This is a genomic window from Micrococcus terreus (genome assembly GCF_900116905.1).
Classification (GTDB): Bacteria; Actinomycetota; Actinomycetes; order Actinomycetales; family Micrococcaceae; genus Citricoccus; species Citricoccus terreus.
On record NZ_FPCG01000004.1, the window covers coordinates 96795 to 117626 of the forward strand.

17 protein-coding genes are annotated in these 20832 nt (G+C 69.9%); 7 read left to right on the forward strand and 10 right to left on the reverse strand.

Going from position 1 to position 20832, the window contains the following annotated elements:
• Nucleotides 1–24 precede the first annotated feature (24 nt).
• Nucleotides 25–1392 carry a histidine--tRNA ligase gene (gene hisS, locus BM355_RS06390; RefSeq protein ID WP_091696279.1) on the reverse strand — a complete coding sequence of 456 codons (1368 nt, stop codon included), beginning with the start codon at nt 1390–1392 and terminating at the stop codon, nt 25–27.
• Between the two features lie 278 nt (nt 1393–1670).
• Here hisS and BM355_RS06395 point away from each other — a divergent pair, with 278 nt between their 5' ends.
• Both BM355_RS06395 and BM355_RS06400 read left to right on the forward strand, forming a co-directional pair.
• Nucleotides 1671–3356 carry a DUF349 domain-containing protein gene (locus BM355_RS06395; RefSeq protein WP_342715238.1) on the forward strand — a complete coding sequence of 562 codons (1686 nt, stop codon included), beginning with the start codon at nt 1671–1673 and terminating at the stop codon, nt 3354–3356.
• Nucleotides 3357–3448: 92 nt separating this feature from the next.
• Entirely contained in the window at nt 3449–4075 is a 627-nt protein-coding gene (locus tag BM355_RS06400; protein WP_091696281.1) for a hypothetical protein, read from the forward strand.
• Nucleotides 4076–4087: 12 nt separating this feature from the next.
• Here BM355_RS06400 and BM355_RS06405 read toward each other — a convergent pair whose 3' ends face one another.
• The 8 genes from BM355_RS06405 to BM355_RS06440 form a co-directional block, all read right to left on the reverse strand.
• On the reverse strand, nt 4088–6499 hold the full coding sequence (locus BM355_RS06405; RefSeq protein ID WP_091696283.1) for a RelA/SpoT family protein: 2412 nt from the start codon (nt 6497–6499) through the stop codon (nt 4088–4090).
• A gap of 81 nt (nt 6500–6580) precedes the next feature.
• The gene (gene secF / locus BM355_RS06410) at nt 6581–7663 is read right to left on the reverse strand and encodes a protein translocase subunit SecF (protein WP_091696286.1); all 1083 of its coding nucleotides are present in this window, start codon (nt 7661–7663) and stop codon (nt 6581–6583) included.
• A complete protein-coding gene (gene secD, locus BM355_RS06415) occupies nt 7660–9561 on the reverse strand; it encodes a protein translocase subunit SecD (protein ID WP_091696288.1) in 1902 nt (633 codons plus the stop codon). The genes secF and secD overlap by 4 nt, the downstream gene beginning before the upstream one ends.
• A gap of 64 nt (nt 9562–9625) precedes the next feature.
• Nucleotides 9626–10132: a preprotein translocase subunit YajC gene (gene yajC / locus BM355_RS06420; RefSeq protein WP_091696291.1), complete on the reverse strand. Its 507-nt coding sequence runs from the start codon at nt 10130–10132 to the stop codon at nt 9626–9628.
• Nucleotides 10133–10265: 133 nt separating this feature from the next.
• Nucleotides 10266–11375 (reverse strand): Holliday junction branch migration DNA helicase RuvB, encoded by a 1110-nt coding sequence (gene ruvB / locus BM355_RS06425; protein WP_245760643.1) that lies wholly within the window; start codon nt 11373–11375, stop codon nt 10266–10268.
• Between the two features lie 9 nt (nt 11376–11384).
• Nucleotides 11385–12023 (reverse strand): Holliday junction branch migration protein RuvA, encoded by a 639-nt coding sequence (gene ruvA, locus BM355_RS06430; protein ID WP_091696294.1) that lies wholly within the window; start codon nt 12021–12023, stop codon nt 11385–11387.
• Nucleotides 12024–12098: 75 nt separating this feature from the next.
• Nucleotides 12099–12806 (reverse strand): crossover junction endodeoxyribonuclease RuvC, encoded by a 708-nt coding sequence (gene ruvC, locus BM355_RS06435; protein ID WP_245760644.1) that lies wholly within the window; start codon nt 12804–12806, stop codon nt 12099–12101.
• 8 nt (nt 12807–12814) lie between these two features.
• Nucleotides 12815–13570, reverse strand: coding sequence for a YebC/PmpR family DNA-binding transcriptional regulator (locus tag BM355_RS06440; RefSeq protein WP_091696297.1), 756 nt, complete (start codon nt 13568–13570; stop codon nt 12815–12817).
• 177 nt (nt 13571–13747) lie between these two features.
• On the opposite strand from BM355_RS06440, the gene BM355_RS06445 reads away from it, so the two are divergent.
• Nucleotides 13748–15781 carry a M3 family metallopeptidase gene (locus BM355_RS06445; protein ID WP_091696684.1) on the forward strand — a complete coding sequence of 678 codons (2034 nt, stop codon included), beginning with the start codon at nt 13748–13750 and terminating at the stop codon, nt 15779–15781.
• A 1-nt stretch (nt 15782) separates the two neighbouring features.
• Here the strand turns inward: BM355_RS06445 and BM355_RS06450 are convergent, their stop codons facing one another.
• On the reverse strand, nt 15783–17105 hold the full coding sequence (locus tag BM355_RS06450) for an alpha/beta hydrolase family protein (RefSeq protein WP_091696300.1): 1323 nt from the start codon (nt 17103–17105) through the stop codon (nt 15783–15785).
• Nucleotides 17106–17286: 181 nt separating this feature from the next.
• Between BM355_RS06450 and msrB the strand changes: the two genes are divergently transcribed.
• Genes msrB through BM355_RS06470 form a run of 4 tightly spaced genes read left to right on the forward strand, consistent with a single transcriptional unit; the run spans nt 17287 to nt 20754 of the window.
• Nucleotides 17287–17697, forward strand: a complete 411-nt coding sequence (msrB, locus tag BM355_RS06455) for a peptide-methionine (R)-S-oxide reductase MsrB (RefSeq protein WP_260062607.1) — start codon at nt 17287–17289, stop codon at nt 17695–17697.
• A complete protein-coding gene (locus BM355_RS06460) occupies nt 17694–18803 on the forward strand; it encodes a threonine aldolase family protein (RefSeq protein WP_091696305.1) in 1110 nt (369 codons plus the stop codon). Before msrB ends, BM355_RS06460 begins: the two co-directional genes overlap by 4 nt.
• 48 nt (nt 18804–18851) lie before the next feature.
• A complete protein-coding gene (locus BM355_RS06465) occupies nt 18852–19466 on the forward strand; it encodes a DUF3000 domain-containing protein (protein ID WP_091696687.1) in 615 nt (204 codons plus the stop codon).
• A 1-nt stretch (nt 19467) separates the two neighbouring features.
• Nucleotides 19468–20754 (forward strand): HRDC domain-containing protein, encoded by a 1287-nt coding sequence (locus tag BM355_RS06470; RefSeq protein WP_091696689.1) that lies wholly within the window; start codon nt 19468–19470, stop codon nt 20752–20754.
• The last annotated feature ends 78 nt before the right edge of the window (nt 20755–20832 follow it).

Genomic DNA, 20832 nt, shown 5'->3' on the forward strand with positions numbered 1-20832 from the left:
TGGAGGTGGCCGCCGTCAGGCCTGTCAGGCCTGCACCACCTGCGGGACGAGGTCCGCCGCCGGCGGGGTCCAGGTCTCCGGGTCAGCGTCCACCTGCTCGCCGGAACGGATGTCCTTGACCTGGTGGGTCAGCGCACCGTCCTCACCGACCTCAGAGAACCAGACGAAGGGGATCCCACGGCGGTCGGCGTACTTGATCTGCTTGCCGAACTTCTCGGCGGACACGGCCACCTCGGCTGCGATCCCGCGGGCGCGCAGCAGCTGGGCGGTGTCCTGCGCGGCGCTCCAGGAGTCCTCGTTGGCCAGGGTCACGTAGACGGCGGTGGGCACGGAGCGGCTGGCGGTGGCCATCTGCTGGGAGAGCATGCGCATCACCAGTCGGGTGACACCGATGGACAGGCCCACGCCCGGGAACACGCGGTTGCCCTTGGACGCCAGCGCGTCGTACCGGCCGCCGGAGCAGATCGAGCCCAGCTGCTCGTGTCCGGTGAGCACCGTCTCGTAGACCGTCCCGGTGTAGTAGTCCAGGCCGCGGGCGATCGACAGGTCGGCCACCGCACGTCCGGGGGCGCGGCGGTGCAGCTCACCGATCACCTCGGTCAGCTCGGCCAGCCCCACCTCCAGCAGCTCGTGCTCCACACCGAGCGCGCGGACCTGCTCCACGAAGGAGGTGTCCTCGGTCCGGATCTGCGCCAGCGCCAGGGCCTGGGCGGCCTGCTCGGCGGTGGCGCCGAGCTCCTCCTGGAGCAGCTCGGCCACGCGCTCGGCGCCGACCTTCTCCAGCTTGTCGATGGAGCGCAGCACCCCGGCGGTGTCCTCCAGCCCGATCCCCCGGTAGAAGCCCTCGGCGAGCTTGCGGTTGTTGATCCGCAGCGTGAAGTCCCCGATCGGCAGGGCGCCCAGGGCCTCGGCGATCACCAGGGCCACGTCCACGTCGTACCGGAACGGCAGGGTGCCGTCACCCACCACGTCGATGTCCGCCTGCGTGAACTCCCGGGCCCGCCCCTCCTGAGGACGCTCCCCACGCCAGACCTTCTGGATCTGGTAGCGGCGGAACGGGAAGGCCAGGTGGCCGGCGTTCTCCACCACGTAGCGGGCGAAGGGCACGGTCAGGTCGAAGTGCAGGGCCAGTCGCTTGGGGTCGTTGGGATCTTTGGCCTCCGCGCCTGACTGGGCTGTCTGGTCCTCCTGGAGCCGGGAGACCGCGTAGACCTCCTTGTCGATCTCCCCCTTGCGCAGCAGCTGTCCCAGGGTCTCCACCGCGCGGGTCTCGATCGAGCTGAAACCGTGCAGCTCGAAGGTCCGCCGCAGGGTGTCCAGCACATGCTGCTCCACGATCCGCTCCGCGGGGAGCCACTCGTGGAAGCCGGACAGGGATGCCTTGCGGGACATGGGAGACCTTCTCATCGGTTCAGGGACAGGACGTGACGCGCGTGGACACCCGTGATCAGAAGGAGCCCCACAGACAGGCCCGTCCCGACGACGGCCACACGCCTTCACATTCTAGGTCGCCCGTCCTTCGGCTCGGCGTTCCCGTCCAGGTGACCGCGGTGCGTCAGATGCGTCACACCGGTGCATCCGTGCCGGTAGGCTGGCCGTGATCGTGTCCGTGCCCCCTGCGCGCACCCAGTCTTGGGGTCGGTGCAGGGCACCGAAAGAGAGTTCCAGCGGTGACCACCAGTCAGCAGCCCGACGACCAGCCCACCACCCCCGCCGAGGACATGCCCGTCCCCGCACCGGCCGACCAGACCGACCTTCCTGCGGCCGAGGCCGAGACCGCAGCGGTGCTGGAGTCGGTGGAGAGCACCGAAGCTCCGGCGGCCGCCGCCGGAGAGGACCAGCCGCAGGACCAGGCTCAGCAGGGCACTCCGGCAGCTGAGCAGGCACCGGAGGCCGAAGCCGCGCCAACGGCAGAGGAGCCGACGGCCGCACCGGCGGCGCTCTCTGCACCCAAGCCTGCCGCGGTTCCCCGGCCGCCCACGCCCGGAGTCCCGTCTCCGGCGTCTCTGCCCAAGCCGGCCCAGCGCCCCGGCGGCTCCGGTGCCAAGGGGGCTGGCAAGAGTGGGGCCAAGCCCGCCGCCGCTCCCCTGGTCGCCCCGGCCTACTCCACGCCGTTGGAGGAGGCCGCCCAGTTCGCCCGGGTCAGCGAGGACGGCCATGTGACCCTGCTGGACAACGGTGAGGAGGTCCAGGTCGGGCAGTACCCGGACGCCACCGAGCAGGAGGCCCTGGCCTACTTCGTGCGCAAGTACGACGACGTCGTCTCCCAGACCATGCTGCTGGAGCAGCGCGTTGCCGCCGGAGCTCCGGCCGGGGAGATCCAGAAGACCCTGGACCACCTGCAGGATACGGTCGAGGCCCGCGGCATGGTCGGCGATCTGCCCACGCTCCGGGACCGACTCGCCGCCCTGCAGGACACCTTGGACGAGCGTCGCACCGCTGACAAGGCCGCGCTGGAGGCCGCGCAGGCTGAGCAGCTGGCTGTCCGTGAGGGCATCGTCGCTGAGGCGGAGGACTGGGCTGCCAAGGACCCTCACCAGGTCCAGTGGAAGCAGGCCAGCGCACGCATGGCCGAGCTGTTCGATCAGTGGAAGGCCGCCCAGAAGGCCGGTCCTCGTCTGGGCAAGTCGGTCGAGGACGGACTGTGGAAGCGCTTCCGTGCCGCCCGAACCACCTTCGACAAGCACCGCCGCGCCTTCTTCTCCCAGCTGGATGCCACCAATGCCGAGGCCAAGTCGGTCAAGGAGAAGCTGATCGCCCGCGCCGAGAAGCTCTCCAGCTCCACGGACTGGGGCCCCACCACGGCGGCCTACCGTGACCTGATGGATGAGTGGAAGGCCGCGCCACGGGCCTCACGCAAGGAGGACGACGCCCTGTGGGCCCGCTTCCGGGGTGCCCAGGACACGTTCTTCGCCGCTCGGAAGGCCGCCAACGACGAGATCGACCGGGAGTACGGGGACAACCTGAAGGTCAAGGAGCAGATCCTCGCCGAGGGCCAGAAGCTGCTGCCGTTCACCGACCTCAAGGCCGGCCGTGCAGCGCTCAATGACCTCCGTGGCCGCTGGGAGGACGCAGGGCGGGTCCCCCGCAAGGACATCTCCCGCATGGAGTCGGGATTCCGCAAGCTCGAGGAGGCGCTGAAGCAGGCCGAGGACGAGCACTGGCAGAAGACCAATCCGGAGACCCAGGCTCGGACCAGCTCGGCGGTGAGCCAGCTGCAGGAGACGATCGCCGGACTGGAGAAGGACCTGGAGCAGGCACAGGCCCAGGGTGATCAGAAGAAGATCACCCAGGCCCAGGAGGCCCTGGACGCACGGCGTCAGTGGCTGGAGATGCTCCAGGCCTCCCAGAGCTGACTCTCCCGGTGCAGCCTCCCCTACGGAGAGGTTGTCCACAGCTGTGGCCCGGCCCTGTGCCGGGCCACAGCTGTCTCTGCCACCCTGGAGGAGTGCACCCCACTGACGACCCCGCGACCGACCACGCACTGCTGGTCCCCGGCAGCCCGTTCACCGCGCCCGAGCTGCAGCTGATGGCCCAGACAGGCATGGTCCGGCCTCTGCTCGGAGGCCTCTACCGCTCAGCGGCCACTCCGGCCGACGCCGCCCTGCGGGCCGCAGCGGTGCTGCAGATCGCCGCCCCCGTGCTGGCGGGCCACTGGTGTGCCGTGGGCAGGACTGCAGCGTGGGTCCACGTCGGCGGGACGGCACCCACGCGGCTGGAGGCGGCGGTCAGCCACTTCCACCGTCCACCTGCCCTGGCCGTGGCCCTGCCCCTGGTCCTGCGTCAGCTCGACGTCGCCGCCCCGGCAGGTCACACCGCTGAGGCACAGGAGGACGTCCAGATCCTGCACGGACTGCGGTGCACGACTCCCGACCGCACGTTGGAGGACCTGCTGCGGGACAGCGCCGACGGCAGCGTGGACTTGGCTCTGGAGCACACCGTGCAGCGCCTCGCCGGATGCACTCACCCCGCCGCGCTGCGTGCGCGATTCGAACGCCGGCGCAGGTTGCCGGGCATGCTCCAGGCCCGCGAACGGCTCGAGGCGGTCCTGGAGCGCACCGTGGTCACGGTCTGACCGGAACGGTGCTCAGCGGGACTCTCGGTGCTGTTGCCGCCCCGAGGTGCGGTAGACGTCGTACACGCCGTCGATCCGGCGCACCGAGGAGAGCACGTGGCTCAGGAACTTCGGATCCCCCAGCTCGAAGACGAACTTGCTGATCGCCACCCGGCTCCGGGAGGTGTTCACCGAGGCCGAGAGGATGTTCACGTGGTGCTCGGCCAGCACCCGAGTCACGTCCGAGAGCAGCGACTTGCGGTCCAGGGCCTCCACCTGGATCTCCACCAGGAAGACAGAGGACTGGGTGGGGGCCCAGGACACCTCGACCATGCGCTCGGGCTCCTGGGTCAGCGGACCCACATTGGAGCAGTCCGCGCGGTGCACCGAGACACCCGATCCGCGGGTGACGAAGCCCACGATCTCATCCGGCGGCACGGGCGTGCAGCACCGGGCCAGCTTGACCATGACATCGGCCGAGCCCTGGACCACCACGCCGGAGTCGGAATGGCGCGGTGCCCGGGAGACCTGCGTGATCGGCACGGTGTCCAGGCTCGGCTCGGACTCGACCGGTTCGGTCAGTGCCTCCAGGTGCTCCATCACGTTCTGCGCCGAGACGTTTCCGTCACCGATGGCCGCATACAGACCCGGGACATCCGGCAGGCTCAGGACGGTGGCGACCTCGCCGAGTGCCTCCGCGCTCATCAGCCGGTGCAGGGGCAGGTTCATCCGCCGCAGCTGACGGGTCAGCTGCTCCTTGCCCTTCTCGATCGACTCCTCACGGCGCTCCTTGGAGAACCACTGCCGGATCTTGTTGCGCGCTCGAGGGCTGCGCACGAAGTTCATCCAGTCCTGGCTGGGGCCGGCCCCTTCGGTCTTGGAGGTGAAGACCTCCACCCAGTCGCCGTGGGCCAGCTCGCTGTTGAGGGGCACCAGCTTGCCGTTCACGCGGGCCCCGATGGTGCGGTGACCCACCTCGGTGTGCACGGCATAGGCGAAGTCCACCGGCGTGGAGCCGGCCGGCAAGGCCATCACCTCCCCCTTGGGGGTGAAGACGAAGACCTCAGCGGCGTCGATCTCGGTGCGCAGCGACTGCAGGAACTCGTTCGGGTCCTTGGTGTCCTTCTGCCAGTCCATGACCGAGCGCAACCAGGCCGGGGTGCCCTCCACGGTGCCGGCAGCACCGCCCTCACCGGTCTGCGCCTGGTTCTTGTACTTCCAGTGCGCGGCCACGCCGTACTCGGCACGCCGGTGCATCTCGTGGGTGCGCAGCTGGATCTCCACCGGCTTGCCGCCCGGACCGATCACCGTGGTGTGCAGCGACTGGTACATGTTCAGCTTGGGCATGGCGATGTAGTCCTTGAACCGCCCCGGCAGCGGACTCCAGGTGGAGTGCAGCACACCCAACGCGCCATAGCAGTCCCGCACCGAGTCGACCAGCACGCGCACGCCGATCAGATCGTGGATCTCGTCGAAGTCCTTACCCCGCACGATCATCTTCTGGTACACGGAGTAGTAGTGCTTGGGCCTGCCGGTCACCACGGCCTTGATCTTGGACTCGCGCAGCTGCCTCTCGATCTCGCCGCGCAGGCCGGTGAGGTTCTTCTCCCGTTCCGGGGTGCGCTCCCCCACCAGGCGCACGATCTCGGCGTACACCTTGGGATGCAGGGCGGCGAAAGAGAGGTCCTCCAGCTCCCACTTGATGGTGTTCATACCCAGCCGGTGGGCCAGTGGAGCGTAGATCTCCAGGGTCTCCTTGGCCTTCCGGGCGCTGGACTCCGGGGAGACGTACCTCCAGGTCCGGGCATTGTGCAGGCGGTCGGCGAGCTTGATCAGCAGCACCCGTACGTCCTGGGCCATGGCCACGACCATCTTGCGCACGGTCTCGGCCTGGGCGGCGTCCCCGAACTTGACCTTGTCCAGCTTGGTCACGCCGTCCACCAGGTGGGCGGCCTCCTCGCCGAAATCCTTGCGCAGCTGGTCCAGGGAGTAGCTGGTGTCCTCCACCGTGTCATGCAGCAGGGCGGCGGCCAACGTGTTCCCGGACAGGCCCAGTTCGGCCAGGATGGTCGCCACGGCCACCGGATGGGTGATGTACGGGTCCCCGCTCTTGCGCCGCTGACCGGCGTGGCAGGCCTCGGCCACCTCGTAGGCCCGGATGATCAGGTCCAGGTCCTCCTTGGGTTGCCGGACCTTCAGGGTGCGGATCAGCGGTTCCAGGATCGGCGAGTAGGCCGTGACGTGACGACCGGTCAGCCGGGCCAGACGACCGCGCGGACGCCGCGAGACGACGGTGCCCACACCTGCCGTGGACGCACTGCCCACCGGGCTGGGAGCGGCCTCCCCTGCTGGGGCGGTTGCGACGTCGTCGGGACCGGTCTCCTGGCGTGAGCCGGCGGGGCCGGGCGCGCTGGTTCCTTCGGGCTGAGCAGGGTTCGCTGTCACCGCTGTCCTTCCCGCGGGCCGAGGTCCGCTGCCATGGTCATCCGTGCTCACGGAGAGTCCGCGAGGAGGATGCACTCCAGCTTAGTGCGCCGGACGCTCCTCCAGGTCCGCGCCGGGCTTGCGTGCGGCAGCGGCCTCCTTCTCCTCCAGCTCGGTCTCGAAGGTCGCGGCGTACTCGGCCGGCTCCTCGCCCACGCGCTGGTCCAGGACCTTGCGGTCGTGGACCTGGATGGACGGTTCGTTGCGGCGCAGCAGCGCGTACAGCGGGGCCTGGATGAACAGGGTGGCCAGGGTGCCCACAATGATGCCCACGAACAGGGCCAGCGCGATGTCACGCAGGGTACCGGCGCCCAGCAGGAACACGCCGATGAACAGGATGGAGCCCACCGGAAGCACGCCCACCATGGAGGTGTTGATGGAGCGGACCAGGGTCTGGTTGATGGCCAGGTTGACGTTCTCAGCGAAGGTGCGGCGGGAGTCCTCCAGGGAGGTCTCCGTGTTCTCTCTGATCTTGTCGAACACCACCACCGTGTCATACAGGGCGTAGGAGAGGATCGTCAGGAACCCGATGATGGCCGAGGGCGTGATCTCGAAGCCCACGGCCCCGTAGATCCCGGCCGAGAGGGCCACCACATAGAGCAGGCCGATCACGGCGGCCAGGGACATCTTCCAGGTCCGGAAGTACACAGCCATCAACAGGGCCACCAGGACCACGAAGATGATCAGGCCCAACAGCGCCTGCTGTGAGACGGCCTCTCCCCAGGTGGGGCCGATGAAGTTGGAGGTGACCTGGTCCTCGCCCACCCCGTAGGCCTGCTGGAGGCGGTCGCCCACGGCCAGGGTCTGGGTGTCGTCCAGCTGCTCGGTCTGGACCCGCATGGTGCCGGGGGCGATGTTGGTCACCGTGGACTCGGACTCAGGCGCGGCCTCGGACATGGCGGCCTGCCCCAAGGACGGATCGGTGTTCTCCACTCCGGAGACGGTGAACTCGGATCCGCCACGGAACTCGATGCCCAGATTGAATCCGCCGCGCATCATCGTCAGGCCGCCGCTGACCAGCAGCAGCAGGGCGGCGATGGCGAACCACAGCTTCCACTTCTGGACGAACGGGTAGGAGCGCTTTCCGGTGTAGAGCTCGTTGCCCCACTGTGCCAGTGACGTCACTTGGAGTCCTCCCCGTCCTGGGTGCGGATGGTGTCAGGGCCGGCGGCGTGGCTGCCGCCGCGGGGGCGGCGGCCGGCCTGATCGGCCTCGGCCGGGCTGAGGGTGGTGGATGAGCCAGGGCGGGAGCTCAGGGCCTCGCCCACCGGGGTTCCGGCCAGCTGCTCCTGCCGCTCGGCGCGCCGACGCTCAGCGATGGTCTGGCGGCGCTCGGCCTCCTTGGCGGATCTGGTACTGCGGCGAGCCGCCTTGCCGCCGCCGTTGGCGCCGGCCCCGTTGGCCGCTGCCGCGGCCCGAGGACGGAAGGCACGGACCTGGCCGGCGCCCTTGTAGAGCGGCTCCACGCCCAGCAGTGACGGATCCAGTCCGGACCAGCGGTGGCCGCCGCCGAAGAACCGGGTCTGAGCCAGCAGGCGCATCACCGGGTGGGTGAACATGAAGATCACGATCAGGTCAGCCACGGCGGTCAGGCCGAGGGTGAAGGCGAAGCCGCGGACGTTGCCCACGGCCACGAAGTAGAGCACGACGGCGGCCAGCAGGTTCACGGCCTTGGAGGCGGTGATCGTCCGCTTGGCGCGGGCCCAGCCCAGCTCCACGGCCGCCTCCAGGCTCTGTCCGGACCGCAGCTCGTCCTTGATGCGTTCGAAGTAGACGATGAACGAGTCGGCGGTCAGGCCGATGGCCACGATGATGCCGGCGATGCCGGCCAGCGAGAGTCGGTAGTTGTCCGACCAGCCCAGCAGCACGATCGCCAGGTAGGTCAGGACGCCGGCCACCACCAGGGAGGCGATGGTGACCAGTCCCAGCACGCGGTACTGGAAGAAGGAGTAGATCGCCACCAGGATCAGGCCGATCAGTCCGGCGATCAGGCCCATCCGCAGCTGGTCAGAGCCCAGCGTGGCTGAGATCTGCTGTTCGGACTGGATCTCGAAGCTGATGGGCAGCGCGCCGTAGCTGAGCTGCTCGGCCAGTCCCTGGGCGGTCAGCTCGGTGAAGCTGCCCGTGATCTGGGCGCGCCCGTCGGTGATGACGGCATTGGACTGCGGTGCCGTGATGACCGCACCGTCCAGCAGGACCGCGAACTGCTTGCGCGGGTCGCCGTCGGCGAAGGGGGTCAGTCGGGTGGTGACCTCGCGGAACTTCTCGGTGCCCTCGTTCGTGAAGGACAGGTTGACGGCCCACTGGTTCGTGGAGACGCCGGTCGGAGACTGGGTCATCCCGTAGTCGGCGTCGGCGATCTCGGTGCCCTTGACCTCCACCGGTCCCAACAGGTACTTGATGGCCGGCATGCCGCGCTCTTCATCGGCAGGCTGGCAGGCCACGGTCCCCTGATCAGCCGGCTTCGGCTCTCGATTGGGGTTCGCCAGTTCGGCCGCGCAGTCCATGGCCTCGAACTCGGCGGCCAGCTCGGGAGTGATCCAGGCCGGGTCGGAGCCGTTGGCCGGTTCGCCCTCGGGCTGGGGGAAGTCCTCCAGCGCGGTCCGCTCCTCCTCCGGCACAGGATCACCGCCGGCGATCGAGAGCACGGAGCGGAACTCCATGTCCGCGGAGGCCTGGATCAGCTGCCGCGTCCGCTCATCGGGGATGCCCGGCAGGGAGACGACGACATTGCTGCCGCCCTGCGTGGCGATCTCTGCCTCGGAGACACCGGAGCCGTCCACGCGCTGACGGATGATCTCCACCGCCTGGCCCAGCTGCTCCTCCGTGGCCTGCTGACCACCACTGACCTGGGGCGCCAGGACCATCTGCGTGCCGCCCTCCAGATCCAGTGCGAGCTTGGGGACGCCATCGGTCTGGCCGGTGGCCACGCCGACGCCGAGGGCAGCGGTGAGGGCGAGGGTCAGGGCCAGCAGCCACCACAGGGTGCGCTTGGCCCGGCCTCGAGGGGTCTTGTCAGACATGGAGAGGACGGCTTTCGTTCAGCGGAGGGTCATCAGGCGCCGGGGTGCCCCGGCCGCAGGGAGGTCAGGCCTGGGGGCGACCGGTGTCCGGGCGGGGGTCCTGAGGGTCGATGGGACCGCGGGGGTCGGTGGGGTCACCGGCCGGGCGCGTCGACTCGCCGTTGAGGTCATAGTCGCTGCCCTGCTCGTAGGCCGGGGCCTCGAAGCCCTCTGCCTGAGCGGCGGCCTCAGTGCTCACCGGATCGATGACCTGGCCGATGGCCTGCATGTGCACGGTGGCGGTGTTGCCCGGCGAGAGCTCCAGGACGACCTTGTTCTCCTCCTGGTCCACGGAGACGACACGACCGAACAGGCCCATGGAGGTCATCACCTCGACGCCCGGGGCGACGGTGGAGCGCATCTCCTGCTGCTGCTGCTGGACCTTCTTGCTCTTGCGGAACATGAAGAAGATCATCAGGCCGAACAGCGCCAGCATGACCAGCAGGAACGGATCGAAGCCCGGAGCGGCCTGCTGGCCGTTCTGGGCGAGGACGGAGGCGGTCGGGGCGAGGTCGAAGACGCTCAGAGGCATGAAGGAGACACCACATTCGGGTTCGGGGCACAGGTCAACTGGGTCAGTCTAGGGGCTGAACCTGTGACTGAGCGGAACGTGAGCCTGCCGCGTGTGGTCCGAGCCATACGCCGGGCGCTCCCTCGGCCCCAGGTCACGGGGAGAAGAGCGTGTCCGTGGGGTCGTCGTCGGGTAGACCAGAGCCTTCAGCCTCCTGCGCGGCGCCGGCGGCGACCGTCCAGAAGGCGGCCCCGGGAGCCTCGGGCGGGGGCTGGAGTCCCAGGTGCTCCCAGGCGGCCGGCATGGCGATGCGCCCGCGCGGCGTGCGTCCCAGCAGTCCCTCCCGCACCAGGTACGGCTCGGCGACGGTCTCCACGGTCTCGACCTCCTCGCCCACGGCGATGGCCAGGGTGGACAGGCCCACCGGGCCGCCGCCGAACTTGGTGCACAGCGCCTGGAGCACGCCGCGGTCCAGACGATCCAGGCCGCGCGCGTCCACCTCATACATGTCCAGGGCTGCGGAGGCGGCGCGGGCGTCCACCTGGTCCAGGCCCTTGACCAGAGCCCAGTCCCGCACCCGGCGCAGCAGCCGGTTGGCGATGCGCGGAGTGCCCCGGGAGCGGGTGGCGATCTCAGCGAACGCCGCCGAATTCAGCGCCAGGTCCAGCAGCAGGGCCGAGCGACGCAGCACCAGCTCCAGCTCTGCGCTGCTGTAGAACTCCAGGTGACCGGTGAAGCCGAACCGGTCCCTGAGGGGACCCGGCAGCAGACCGGCGCGCGTGGTGGCCCCGACCAGGGTGAACGGCGGGATCTCCAACGGAATCGAGGTGGCTCCGGCGCCCTTGCCGACCACGATGTCCACGCGGAAGTCCTCCATGGCCATGTAGAGCATCTCCTCGGCCGGACGGGACATCCGGTGGATCTCATCCAGGAAGAGCACCTCCCCCTCGGTCAGGGAGGAGAGGATGGCGGCCAGGTCACCGGCATGCTGAATGGCCGGTCCGGAGGAGATGCGCAGGGGCGCGTTCATCTCCGCGGCGATGATCATCGACAGCGTGGTCTTGCCCAGGCCCGGCGGGCCGGAGAGCAGGACGTGATCGGCGGTCTTGCCGCGCAGGCGGGCGGCCTCCAGGACCAGGGAGAGCTGTTCGCGGACCCGGTGCTGGCCGACGAAGTCGTCCAGGGTCCTGGGGCGCAGGGCTGCCTCGAGTTCACGCTCCTCGGCCTCGGCGCCGGGGGCGACCATCCGCTCCTCGGGTGACATGGACACCGACTACCGCCCGCTCCGCGCGGTCTGGCCCTGACCGAGATGCCGCAGCGTGGCGCGCAGGACGGCGCCCACATCCCCGGACTCCTCGAGCTCGGGCTGGTGAGCCAGGGTGGAGGTGACGGCCTTCTCGGCGTCCTTCTCCGACCAGCCCAGACCCGTGAGGGCCTCGAGCACCTGATCGGTCCAGGACGCCGCAGCGGGGGTGGCCGCGGCAGGGCCGGAGCCGGACTCCTCCGTACCGGTGGGGACCAGCTTGTCCGCCAGTTCCAGGATCATCCGCCGCGCTCCCTTGGGACCGATGCCGGGGACCTTGGTGAACGCCTTGTCATCCCCGCCGGATGCGGCCACGCGCACCGCCTCCGGGGTGTGCACCGCCAGCACGGCCAGCCCCAGCCTCGGGCCGATCCCGGAGACGCCCAGCAACACCTCGAACACCTCACGCTCATCCGGCGTGCCGAAGCCGTAGAGGGTCAGGGAGTCCTCACGCACCACCAGGGAGGTGTGCACGGTGCCGGTCTCCCCCAGACGCAGTCCGGCCAGGGTGTGCGGGGTGGCGTGGACGAGCATCCCCACGCCGGAGACGTTGAGGACGGCCTGATGCAGACCCACATGGTCCACCGTGCCGGTCAGGGAGGAGATCACAGGCAGCTCCGAGCGCGAGAGGATTCGAACACATCTACGAGGTACGCGTCCACCCTAGCGCGTGTTCCGGAGCACTCAGGCACCGCCACGCCCTCCAGGGCGCCGCCCGCCCGCCGCCTTCTTCTCGGCGGCCAGCCAGGCCTTCTGTGCCGCCGTCATCCCGCCACCCTGACCGCGAGAGGCGCCGGGCGTCGTCGGGAACCTGGAGGGGCGGGCCGGGCTGGTGAGGGAGGCGGTCTCCAGGCCTCGGCCCATCAGACCCCCGCGCCAGGCATGGGTGATGGCCAGGGCGATGGCGTCCGCGGCGTCGGCCGGACGGGGCGGGGCGTCCAGGCGCAGGATCCGCGTCACCATGGAGGTGACCTGCTCCTTGCCGGCGTTGCCGTTGCCGGTCACGGCCGCCTTCACCTCCGAAGGCGTGTGCAGGGCCACCGGGATGCCAGCCCGGGCGGCGGCGGCGATCACGACACCGGAGGCCTGCGCCGTGCCGACCACCGTGGGCGTGTTGTTCTGGGCGAACACCCGCTCCACGGCCAGGTGGTCCGGCTGATGCAGCTGCAGCATGCGCGTGATGGCGGAGTCGATCTCCAGCAGCCGTGCATCCAGGGTGTGGTCCGCCGGGGTGCCCACTACCGTGACGTCCACCAGCGTGGCCGTGCGGCGGGCGGTCACATCCACCACGGCGATGCCGCAGCGGGTCAGGCCGGGATCGACCCCGATCACCCGCAGTGCGGTGGGCTCACGTCGAGCCGTGCGGTCGCCGACGCCCCCGCCCGTGTCCACGGTCGAGATCAGTCCTCGTCCAGCTGCTCGATGACCTCGGCGGGGATCTCCACGTTGGAATAGACCGACTGGACGTCGTCCAGTTCCTCCAGGGCCTCCTCCAGACGGATGAACTTCTTGGCTCCGTCCAGGTCCAGCTCGACCTTCATGGAGGCCACGAACTCGGCCTCGTCGGTGTCGTAGTGGATGCCGGCCTCATCCAGCGCGGCAGCAACGGCCTGAAGGTCGGAGGGGTCGCACAGCACCTCGAAGCTGTCCCCCGACTGCACGACCTCCTCGGCACCGGCGTCCAGCACGGCCATCAGGATGTCATCCTCGGTGTTGCCCTCGGCAGGCAGGCGGACCACACCGGTGCGAGCGAACAGGTAGGCCACCGAACCGGGGTCGGCGATCGTGCCGCCGTTGCGGGTGACGGCCACCCGGACCTCGGAGGCGGCGCGGTTCTTGTTGTCGGTCAGGCACTCCACCATCAGTGCGGAGCCGTTGGGTCCTCGGACCTCGTACATGATCTCGGTGTAGTCGATGACCTCACCGGTCAGGCCGGCGCCACGCTTGATGGCCCGCTCGATGTTGTCGTTGGGCACCGACTGCTTCTTGGCCTTGGTGACGGCCAGGTCCAGTGCGGGGTTGCCGGAGAGGTCCGCGCCGCCGACGCGGGCGGCCACTTCGATCCCCTTGATGTACTTGGCGAAGGCCTTGGCGCGCTTGGCGTCCAGGGCGGCCTTCTTGTGCTTGGTGGTGGCCCACTTGGAATGCCCTGACATGTGCTCTCCTCTCGAGGCCGAGCCCGTGAGGCGTCCGGCCGAGTGCTGGTGGTCGTCCGGCTGTGCAGCTGGCGGTGCCACTGCGTCCGGCTCTGCAGAAAGTCCGCGCCCGAGTCTACCGGCCGATCCCGGCGCGGCACTCCCCTCACCACAGGGAATGTGAAACAGTTGCTGTCCATGACTGTGACTGACCCCGCCCTCGCCGACAATCCGCTGTTGATCCCGTCAGACCTCCCCTATGGCCTGCCGGACTTCGCGGCTATCCGGGACGAGCACTTCGTGCCAGCCTTCCGCCACGCCGTGGCGCTGCACCGTGAGGAGCTCGAGGCGATCGCCGCGGACAGCGCCGAGCCCACCTTCGAGAACACCTTCCTGGCACTGGAGCGCTCGGGCCAGCTGCGCCGCTGGGTGGAGATGGTCTTCTACACGCTCGTCCCTGCGGACGGCACTGAGGCCCGTCAGCAGATCCATGAGGAGCTCGAGCCCGTGCGTTCGGCCCACGAGGACGCGATCTACCTCAACGAACGGCTCTTCGCGCGCCTTTCGGCCGTGGACCGCACTGCACTGACCGGGGAGGACGCCCGGCTGGCCGAGGTGGTCCTGCAGGAGTTCATCCTGCGCGGAGCCGGCCTGGACGCACCGGCCAAGGCCCGACTGGAGCAGATCAACGAGCGCCTGGCGGTGCTCGGTGCCCAGTACAACCGTCGGATGGTCGCCGAGAACGCGGCGCGCGCCGTCCTGATCACCGACCCCGCCCAGCTGGCCGGACTGAGCGATTCCGACCGCGCCGCCGCGGCGGACGCAGCAGCGGAGGCAGGGCACGACGACGGCCACCTCCTCACGCTCTCGATGTTCACCTCCCAGCCCTGGCTGGAGCAGCTGGAGGATCGAGACACCCGCCAGCGGGTCCATGAGGCCGCCTGGGTGCGCGGCACCGAGCCCGGAGAGCACTACGTGCTGGACATCGCCGCCGAGCAGGCCGCGCTGCGCGCGGAGAAGGCTGGACTGCTGGGCTACCCCACCTGGGCGGACTACGCCCTGCAGGACCGCACCGCCCCGGATCTGCCGGCGGTCCAGGATCTGCTGGGTCGGCTGGTCCCCGCCGCCGCCGCCAACGCCCGACGCGAACGGGAACGACTGGAGCAGCTGGCCGGTCACCCGATCCAGCCCTGGGACTGGCCCTACTACTCCGCGCAGGTGGAGCGCGAGGACTACGCCGTGGACGCCGGCGCCCTGCGGCCCTACTTCGAGCTGGACCGCACCCTGACCCAGGGCGTGTTCGCCGCCGCCACAGCTCTGTACGGCATCACCTTCCGGGAACGCACCGATCTGGCCGGATACCACCCCGATGTGCGCGTCTGGGAGGTCTTCGACGCCGACGGCACCGGACTGGGACTGTTCCTGGGTGACTTCTACACCCGTCCCACCAAGTCTGGCGGTGCGTGGATGAACCCCATCCGGGAGCGCTCCACGGAACTGGACGAACGGCCCGTGGTGGTCAACAATCTCAACATCCCCCATCCTCCCGCTGGTGAGCCCACTCTGCTGACCCTGGACCAGGTGACCACCCTGTTCCATGAGTTCGGCCATGCCCTGCACGGGCTGCTGGCGGAGGCCCGCTATGCCACGCTCTCCGGCACCTCGGTCCCCCGGGACTTCGTGGAGTTCCCCTCGCAGGTCAACGAGATGTGGATCCAGTGGCCGCAGATCGTCCAGGCCTACGCCCGTCACGTGGACACCGGAGAGCCGTTGGATCCTGCGGCGCTGGAGTCGCTCCAGGCCGCCTCGCTCTGGGGCGAGGGCTTCTCCACCACCGAGTACCTGGGTGCGGCCGTCCTGGACCTGGCCTGGCACGCGCTGCGCCCCGGCGAGACGGTGGCGGACCCGCTGGCGTTCGAGGCCGAGCAGCTCACGGCGGCCGGCTTGGACCCGCAGCTGGTGGCGCCGCGCTACCGCTCCAGCTACTTCAAGCACATCTTCTCCGGCGGATACGCGGCGGGCTACTACTCCTACATCTGGTCCGAGGTGATGGACGCGGACACCGTGCAGTGGTTCCAGGAGAACGGCGGGCTGACCCGGGAGAACGGCGACCGCTTCCGGACCGAGCTGCTGGCTCGGGGCAACACGCGGGACCCCATGGAGTCCTACCGTGCCTTCCGTGGGCGGGACCCGGAGCCGCAGCCGCTGCTGGTGCGGCGCGGGCTGGCCTGAGTCAGGACGTCAGCTGCGGCACCCCGGGCCGGGGCGAGGTGAGCACGGCGGAGAGCCAGATGCTCACCGCCCGGTGCCACTTCTCCGGGTCCACGTTCCATTCCCGCGTGTGCCGGGCCTGACGGAACCGGACGAAGGAGACCAGCTGAGGTGCCTTGGCGGCCAGTTCGACGGAGGGGCCCAGAGGCACGAAGTCGTCGTCCTCGGAGTGCAGGATCAGGGTGGGCACGCGCAGCTGCTCAGCGCGTGCCACCCAGTTCATCGCCTTCAGGTCCACCGGCGCGGCCAGACCGGTGGCCCACCGCCCGGCCTTGTTGGACATCAGCCACTGCCCGAGCCTGCCGGACGCCTCCGGCAGGCGGTTGGCCTTGGCCTGGTGGGCCAACACGTCGATCCAGTTGATGACCGGCCCGTCCAGCACCATGGCGGCCACCGCGGTGGCGGCCAGCTCGGAGCGGTCCACCAGCTGCAGGCAGACGGCCCCGCCCATGGACCAGCCGAACAGGACCACCTCGGTGGCCCCCTGGTCCAGGGCATAGGCCACCGCGGCCTCCACGTCCTGCCATTCAGTGGTGCCGAGGCCGTACCGTCCGTCCGGCGCGGCCGGGGCATCACCGTCGTTGCGGTAGGAGATCATCAGCGAGGTCATGCCCAGGGACCGCGCCGTGCTCACCGCGCGGATCCCCTCGGTGCGCTTGGTGCCCCGCCCGTGAACCATCACCGCCCAGGCGCCCTCGCCGGGCCGTCGTCGGGAGCCGTCCTTGAGCGGCTCCGGGCGCACCAGCCAGGCCGGGGCGGAGCCGTTCTCCACCGGGATCTTCACGTCCTCGGTCTCATACCCCGCCGCGCGCGGATCGGGGTAGACGAATCCGGTCCACCGTCCCCGCACCGCGCGGGTGATGTCTCCGGAGTAGACCTGCTCCACCTGGCGCTGCACGGTGCCGTCCCGCGGGTCGAACGAGGTCACCGCGCCGATCCGTGCCACGGAGGCACCGCCGTCGAACACCAGGGAGTAGGTGCCGGGCACCGTGGTCTCCTCCGTGGCCGGCAGGATGATCTCCTGACCGGTCTCACCGTCCACCACCGCCAGGATCTCCAGATCCTCCGCCGGGGTCTTGACCGGGGTCACCACGGTGCGCGCGAACACGCCGGCCAGACCGGAGACAGCCCCGGCCGCCAGGGACCCGGCCACCACGCCGGCGCCGGCGGCCAAGGAGGACCACTTCACGGTGGGGGCCGCCTTCTGCACTCCCCTGCCGATCCGCTGGGTCACAGCGGCACGGAGCGGGGACAGTCCGGAGGAGGTGGCGGCGCGCGAGCTCATGCTCCATTGTCACCACCGACCTGCCCACCCCGTCCACTCGGCGGGTCCGGCGTGGCGCAGGGCTCGGAATGGCTGCCCTGTCCGTGGTGTTATGGGGGGTGTGAGCGATCATCAGAGTCCCCAGTCCCCAGACCAGCCGGCCACCGCCACGGACCACCACGACGACGGCCCCTCGCCTCAGGTGGGGCAGGTCACCGATGACCAGTGGCGCGAGCGTCTCACCCCGGAGGAGTTCCATGTGCTGCGCCAGGCCGGCACCGAGCGCCCCTACACCGGCGAGTACTGGGACACCCACACCGAAGGCGTCTACTCCTGCCGGGCCTGCGGCACCGAGCTGTTCCGGTCCCAGCAGAAGTTCGACTCGCACTGCGGGTGGCCGTCCTTCTTCGCCCCCCTGGCCGAGGACCGGGTGGAGTACATCCGAGACATGAGCATGGGCATGGAGCGGATCGAGGTGCGCTGCCGAAGCTGCGGCTCGCACATGGGACATGTCTTCCAGGGCGAGGGCTATGACACCCCCACCGATCTGCGGTACTGCATCAACTCGATCTCCCTGACCCTGCAGCCCGCCGACCCTGCAGCGGGCGCATGAGCGCGGACACCGTGTCCGTGGGCGTCTCCCGGCGTGGCTTCGCCTCGGACAACTATGCCGGCGTCCACCCCGAGGTGCTGCAGGCCTTGGCCCGCGCCAACGTCGGACATGAGCCGGCCTACGGCGGGGACTCCTGGACCGCGCGTCTGCAGCAGCTGGTGACCCAGGAGTTCGGCGAGCGGGCCGCGGTCCATCCTGTGTTCAACGGCACGGGAGCCAATGTGGTGGCCCTGCAGGCCATGCTCCCGCCGTGGGGCGCGGTGATCTGCGCCGAGTCCGCACACATCCACCAGGACGAGGGCGGGGCGCCGGAACGGGTCGGCCGGACCAAGCTGTTCACGGTGCCCACTCCTGACGGCAAGCTCACCCCGGAACTCGTGGACCGCCAGGCTCACGGCTTCGGATTCGTCCACCGGGCCCAGCCGGCCGTCGTCGAGATCGCCCAGGTGACCGAGCTGGGCACCGTCTACACGCCGGAGGAGATCCGGGCTCTGAGTGACCACGCCCATGGACTGGGCCTGGGCGTGTATATGGACGGGGCCCGGCTGGCCAACGCTGCGGCCGCCCTGGAGGTGCCCCTGCGTGCCTTCACCACGGATGCCGGCGTGGACCTGGTCTCCTTCGGGGGCACCAAGAACGGTGCCCTGGGAGCCGAAGCGGTGATCGTGCTGAATCCGGATGCGGTGATCGGCGGCGGCACCGGCCGGGGCCAGACCGCCACCACGTCCGGACTGGCGGTGGAGCATCTGCGCAAGGCCTCCATGCAGCTGGCCTCCAAGATGCGTTTCATCTCCGCGCAGCTGGTCGCGCTGCTGGAGGACGGCCTGTGGCTGCGCTCTGCCCGTCACGCCAATGCCATGGCCGCCCTGCTGGCCGCAGCCGTGGAGCCGTTGGACGGCGTGCGTCTCACCCAACGCCCCGAGGCCAACACCGTCTTCGCCGTGCTGGACCCCGCCGTGGCCGATCGCGTCCGCGCGCAGTTCCCGTTCTACGACTGGGACCGATCCACAGGAGAGGTCCGGTGGATGACCTCCTGGGACACCACTGCGGACGATGTCACCGGCTTCGCGCTCGCTCTGCAGGAGGCCCTGGCCTCAGCGCGCTGACGGCGTGGTGCCGACGCCGGTGGCCGCACCGGATCTACCGTGGTGTCCGTGACTGTGATAGGCCACCACCCCGCCGAGCTGCAGCGCCTCCCCGGAGACTTCCGGTCCGCGCTGAGCGGACTGCGGCGCGCCCGATCCCGGCGTGAGGTCACCCTCGAGGAGATCCCGGCGCCGAGCCGTCTGGCCCCCTATGCAGTGGCCCTGGCCGCCGAGGTCCACGACCATCCTCCCGGCGAGGACGACGCCCCGGCCCAGGAACTGGCCACCGGTCGGTTCATCCTGCTGCACGATCCCGCCGGCTCAGCCGTCTGGAACGGCACCTTCCGCGTGGTCACCTACATCCGCGCCTCTCTGGAGGCCGACCTCGGCAACGATCCCATGGTCGGGGCGGTGGCCTGGACCTGGCTGGTGGAGGCACTGGAGAGCCACCGGGCCCAGTACAGCGAAGCTGGCGGCACGGCCACGCGCGTGCTCTCGGAGAGCTTCGGTGGACTGGCGGGTCGCCCGGACACGATCGACATCGAGCTGCGTGCCTCCTGGACCCCGGCGGGCCCCGATTCGACGGCTCATCTGGAGGCCTGGTCAGACATGGTCTGCGCCTTCGCCGGATTGCCTCCCGTGCCGGAGGGCGTCACCCCACTGCCCCGCATCAGGAGGAACTGACATCACCGCTGAGACCGAACCGGCACCCGTCACCACTGCTGGCCTCGACGACGGCCCCGATCAGGCCCCGACCTCCGAGCCGCGCCTGATCACCGAGCCCGCCGGCGGGCTTCCGTTCCTGACCACCACGGCTCAGGAGCTGGATCGCTGCGCGGACCTGCTGTCCCACGGGACCGGCCCGGTGGCGATCGACGCCGAACGCGCCTCGGGCTTCCGCTACGGCCAACGGGCCTTCCTCGTCCAGATCAAGCGCGAGGGTGCCGGGATCTGGCTGATCGATCCCGAGGAGTTCGAGGACCTGACGGTGATCCAGGAGGCCCTCTCCGGGGTCGAGTGGATTCTCCACGCAGCCACGCAGGACCTTCCGTGCCTGTCCGAACTGGGGCTGTGGCCGGACCGCCTGTTCGACACCGAACTGGCTGGCCGGATCGCCGGGCTGCCCCGCGTCGGGTTGGCCGCCATGCTCGAGTCCCTGCTGGGCGTGACCCTGGCCAAGGAGCACTCTGCCGCCGACTGGTCCAAGCGCCCTCTGCCGCAGGACTGGCTGACCTACGCCGCCCTGGACGTGGAACTGCTGGTGGAGCTGCGTGAGGCGATCATCGGCCTGCTGGAGGAGCAGGGGAAGATGGACTGGGCCGAGGAGGAGTTCGAGGCCGTCCGCACCGCTCCCCTGCCCGGCCCTCGGCAGGATCCGTGGCGGCGCACTTCCGGGATGCACAAGCTGCGCCGCCCCCAGCAGCTGGCGGTGGTCCGTGAACTGTGGAACGCCCGGGAGAAGCTGGCTCAGAGCAGGGACACTGCCCCTGGGCGCCTCATCCCCGATTCGGCGATCGTGGCGGCGGCGGCCGCGCAGCCGCAGACCGTCCCCGACCTGCTCAAGACCCAGGGCTTCCACGGTCGGGCCGCCGGCCGCGAGGCTCCGCGTTGGCTGCGGGCCATCAAGGACGGGCAGCAGGCTGCACGGGAGCCCGGGGGCCTGCCTGCTCTGCACCTGCCCCAGGACGGACCGCCGCCCCCGCGCGCCTGGAAGGACCGTGACCCCCTCGCGGACCGTCGCCTGAAGACGGCCAAGGCCTGGATCGGCCGGCGCGCGGACGAGCTGACAATCCCCACCGAGAACCTGCTGACTCCGGACACCCTGCGGCGGGTCTGCTGGCGACCGCCGTCCCCGATCGACCCAGACACCGTGGCCGCTGCGCTCACCGCCCTCGGGGCCCGCCCGTGGCAGGTCAGGATCACCGCCCCCATCATCACCGTCGCCCTGCTGGATCCCGATCCGGCCGAGTGAACCGCCGAGGGTCCGCACTCCTTGAGCAACCTGTTACTGGCCGGTAACATTCGGGGCGAGACCACCGAACCCCCGCTC

What these genes read in the sequence shown, in the direction of transcription:
- hisS (WP_091696279.1), bottom strand. Translation starts at nt 1,392, where the DNA reads ATGTCCCGCAAGGCATCCCTGTCCGGCTTCCACGAGTGGCTCCCCGCG.
- secD (WP_091696288.1), bottom strand. Translation starts at nt 9,561, where the DNA reads ATGTCTGACAAGACCCCTCGAGGCCGGGCCAAGCGCACCCTGTGGTGG.
- yajC (WP_091696291.1), bottom strand. Translation starts at nt 10,132, where the DNA reads ATGCCTCTGAGCGTCTTCGACCTCGCCCCGACCGCCTCCGTCCTCGCC.
- ruvB (WP_245760643.1), bottom strand. Translation starts at nt 11,375, where the DNA reads ATGTCACCCGAGGAGCGGATGGTCGCCCCCGGCGCCGAGGCCGAGGAG.
- BM355_RS06440 (WP_091696297.1), bottom strand. Translation starts at nt 13,570, where the DNA reads ATGTCAGGGCATTCCAAGTGGGCCACCACCAAGCACAAGAAGGCCGCC.
- BM355_RS06445 (WP_091696684.1), top strand. Translation starts at nt 13,748, where the DNA reads ATGACTGTGACTGACCCCGCCCTCGCCGACAATCCGCTGTTGATCCCG.
- BM355_RS06450 (WP_091696300.1), bottom strand. Translation starts at nt 17,105, where the DNA reads ATGAGCTCGCGCGCCGCCACCTCCTCCGGACTGTCCCCGCTCCGTGCC.
- BM355_RS06460 (WP_091696305.1), top strand. Translation starts at nt 17,694, where the DNA reads ATGAGCGCGGACACCGTGTCCGTGGGCGTCTCCCGGCGTGGCTTCGCC.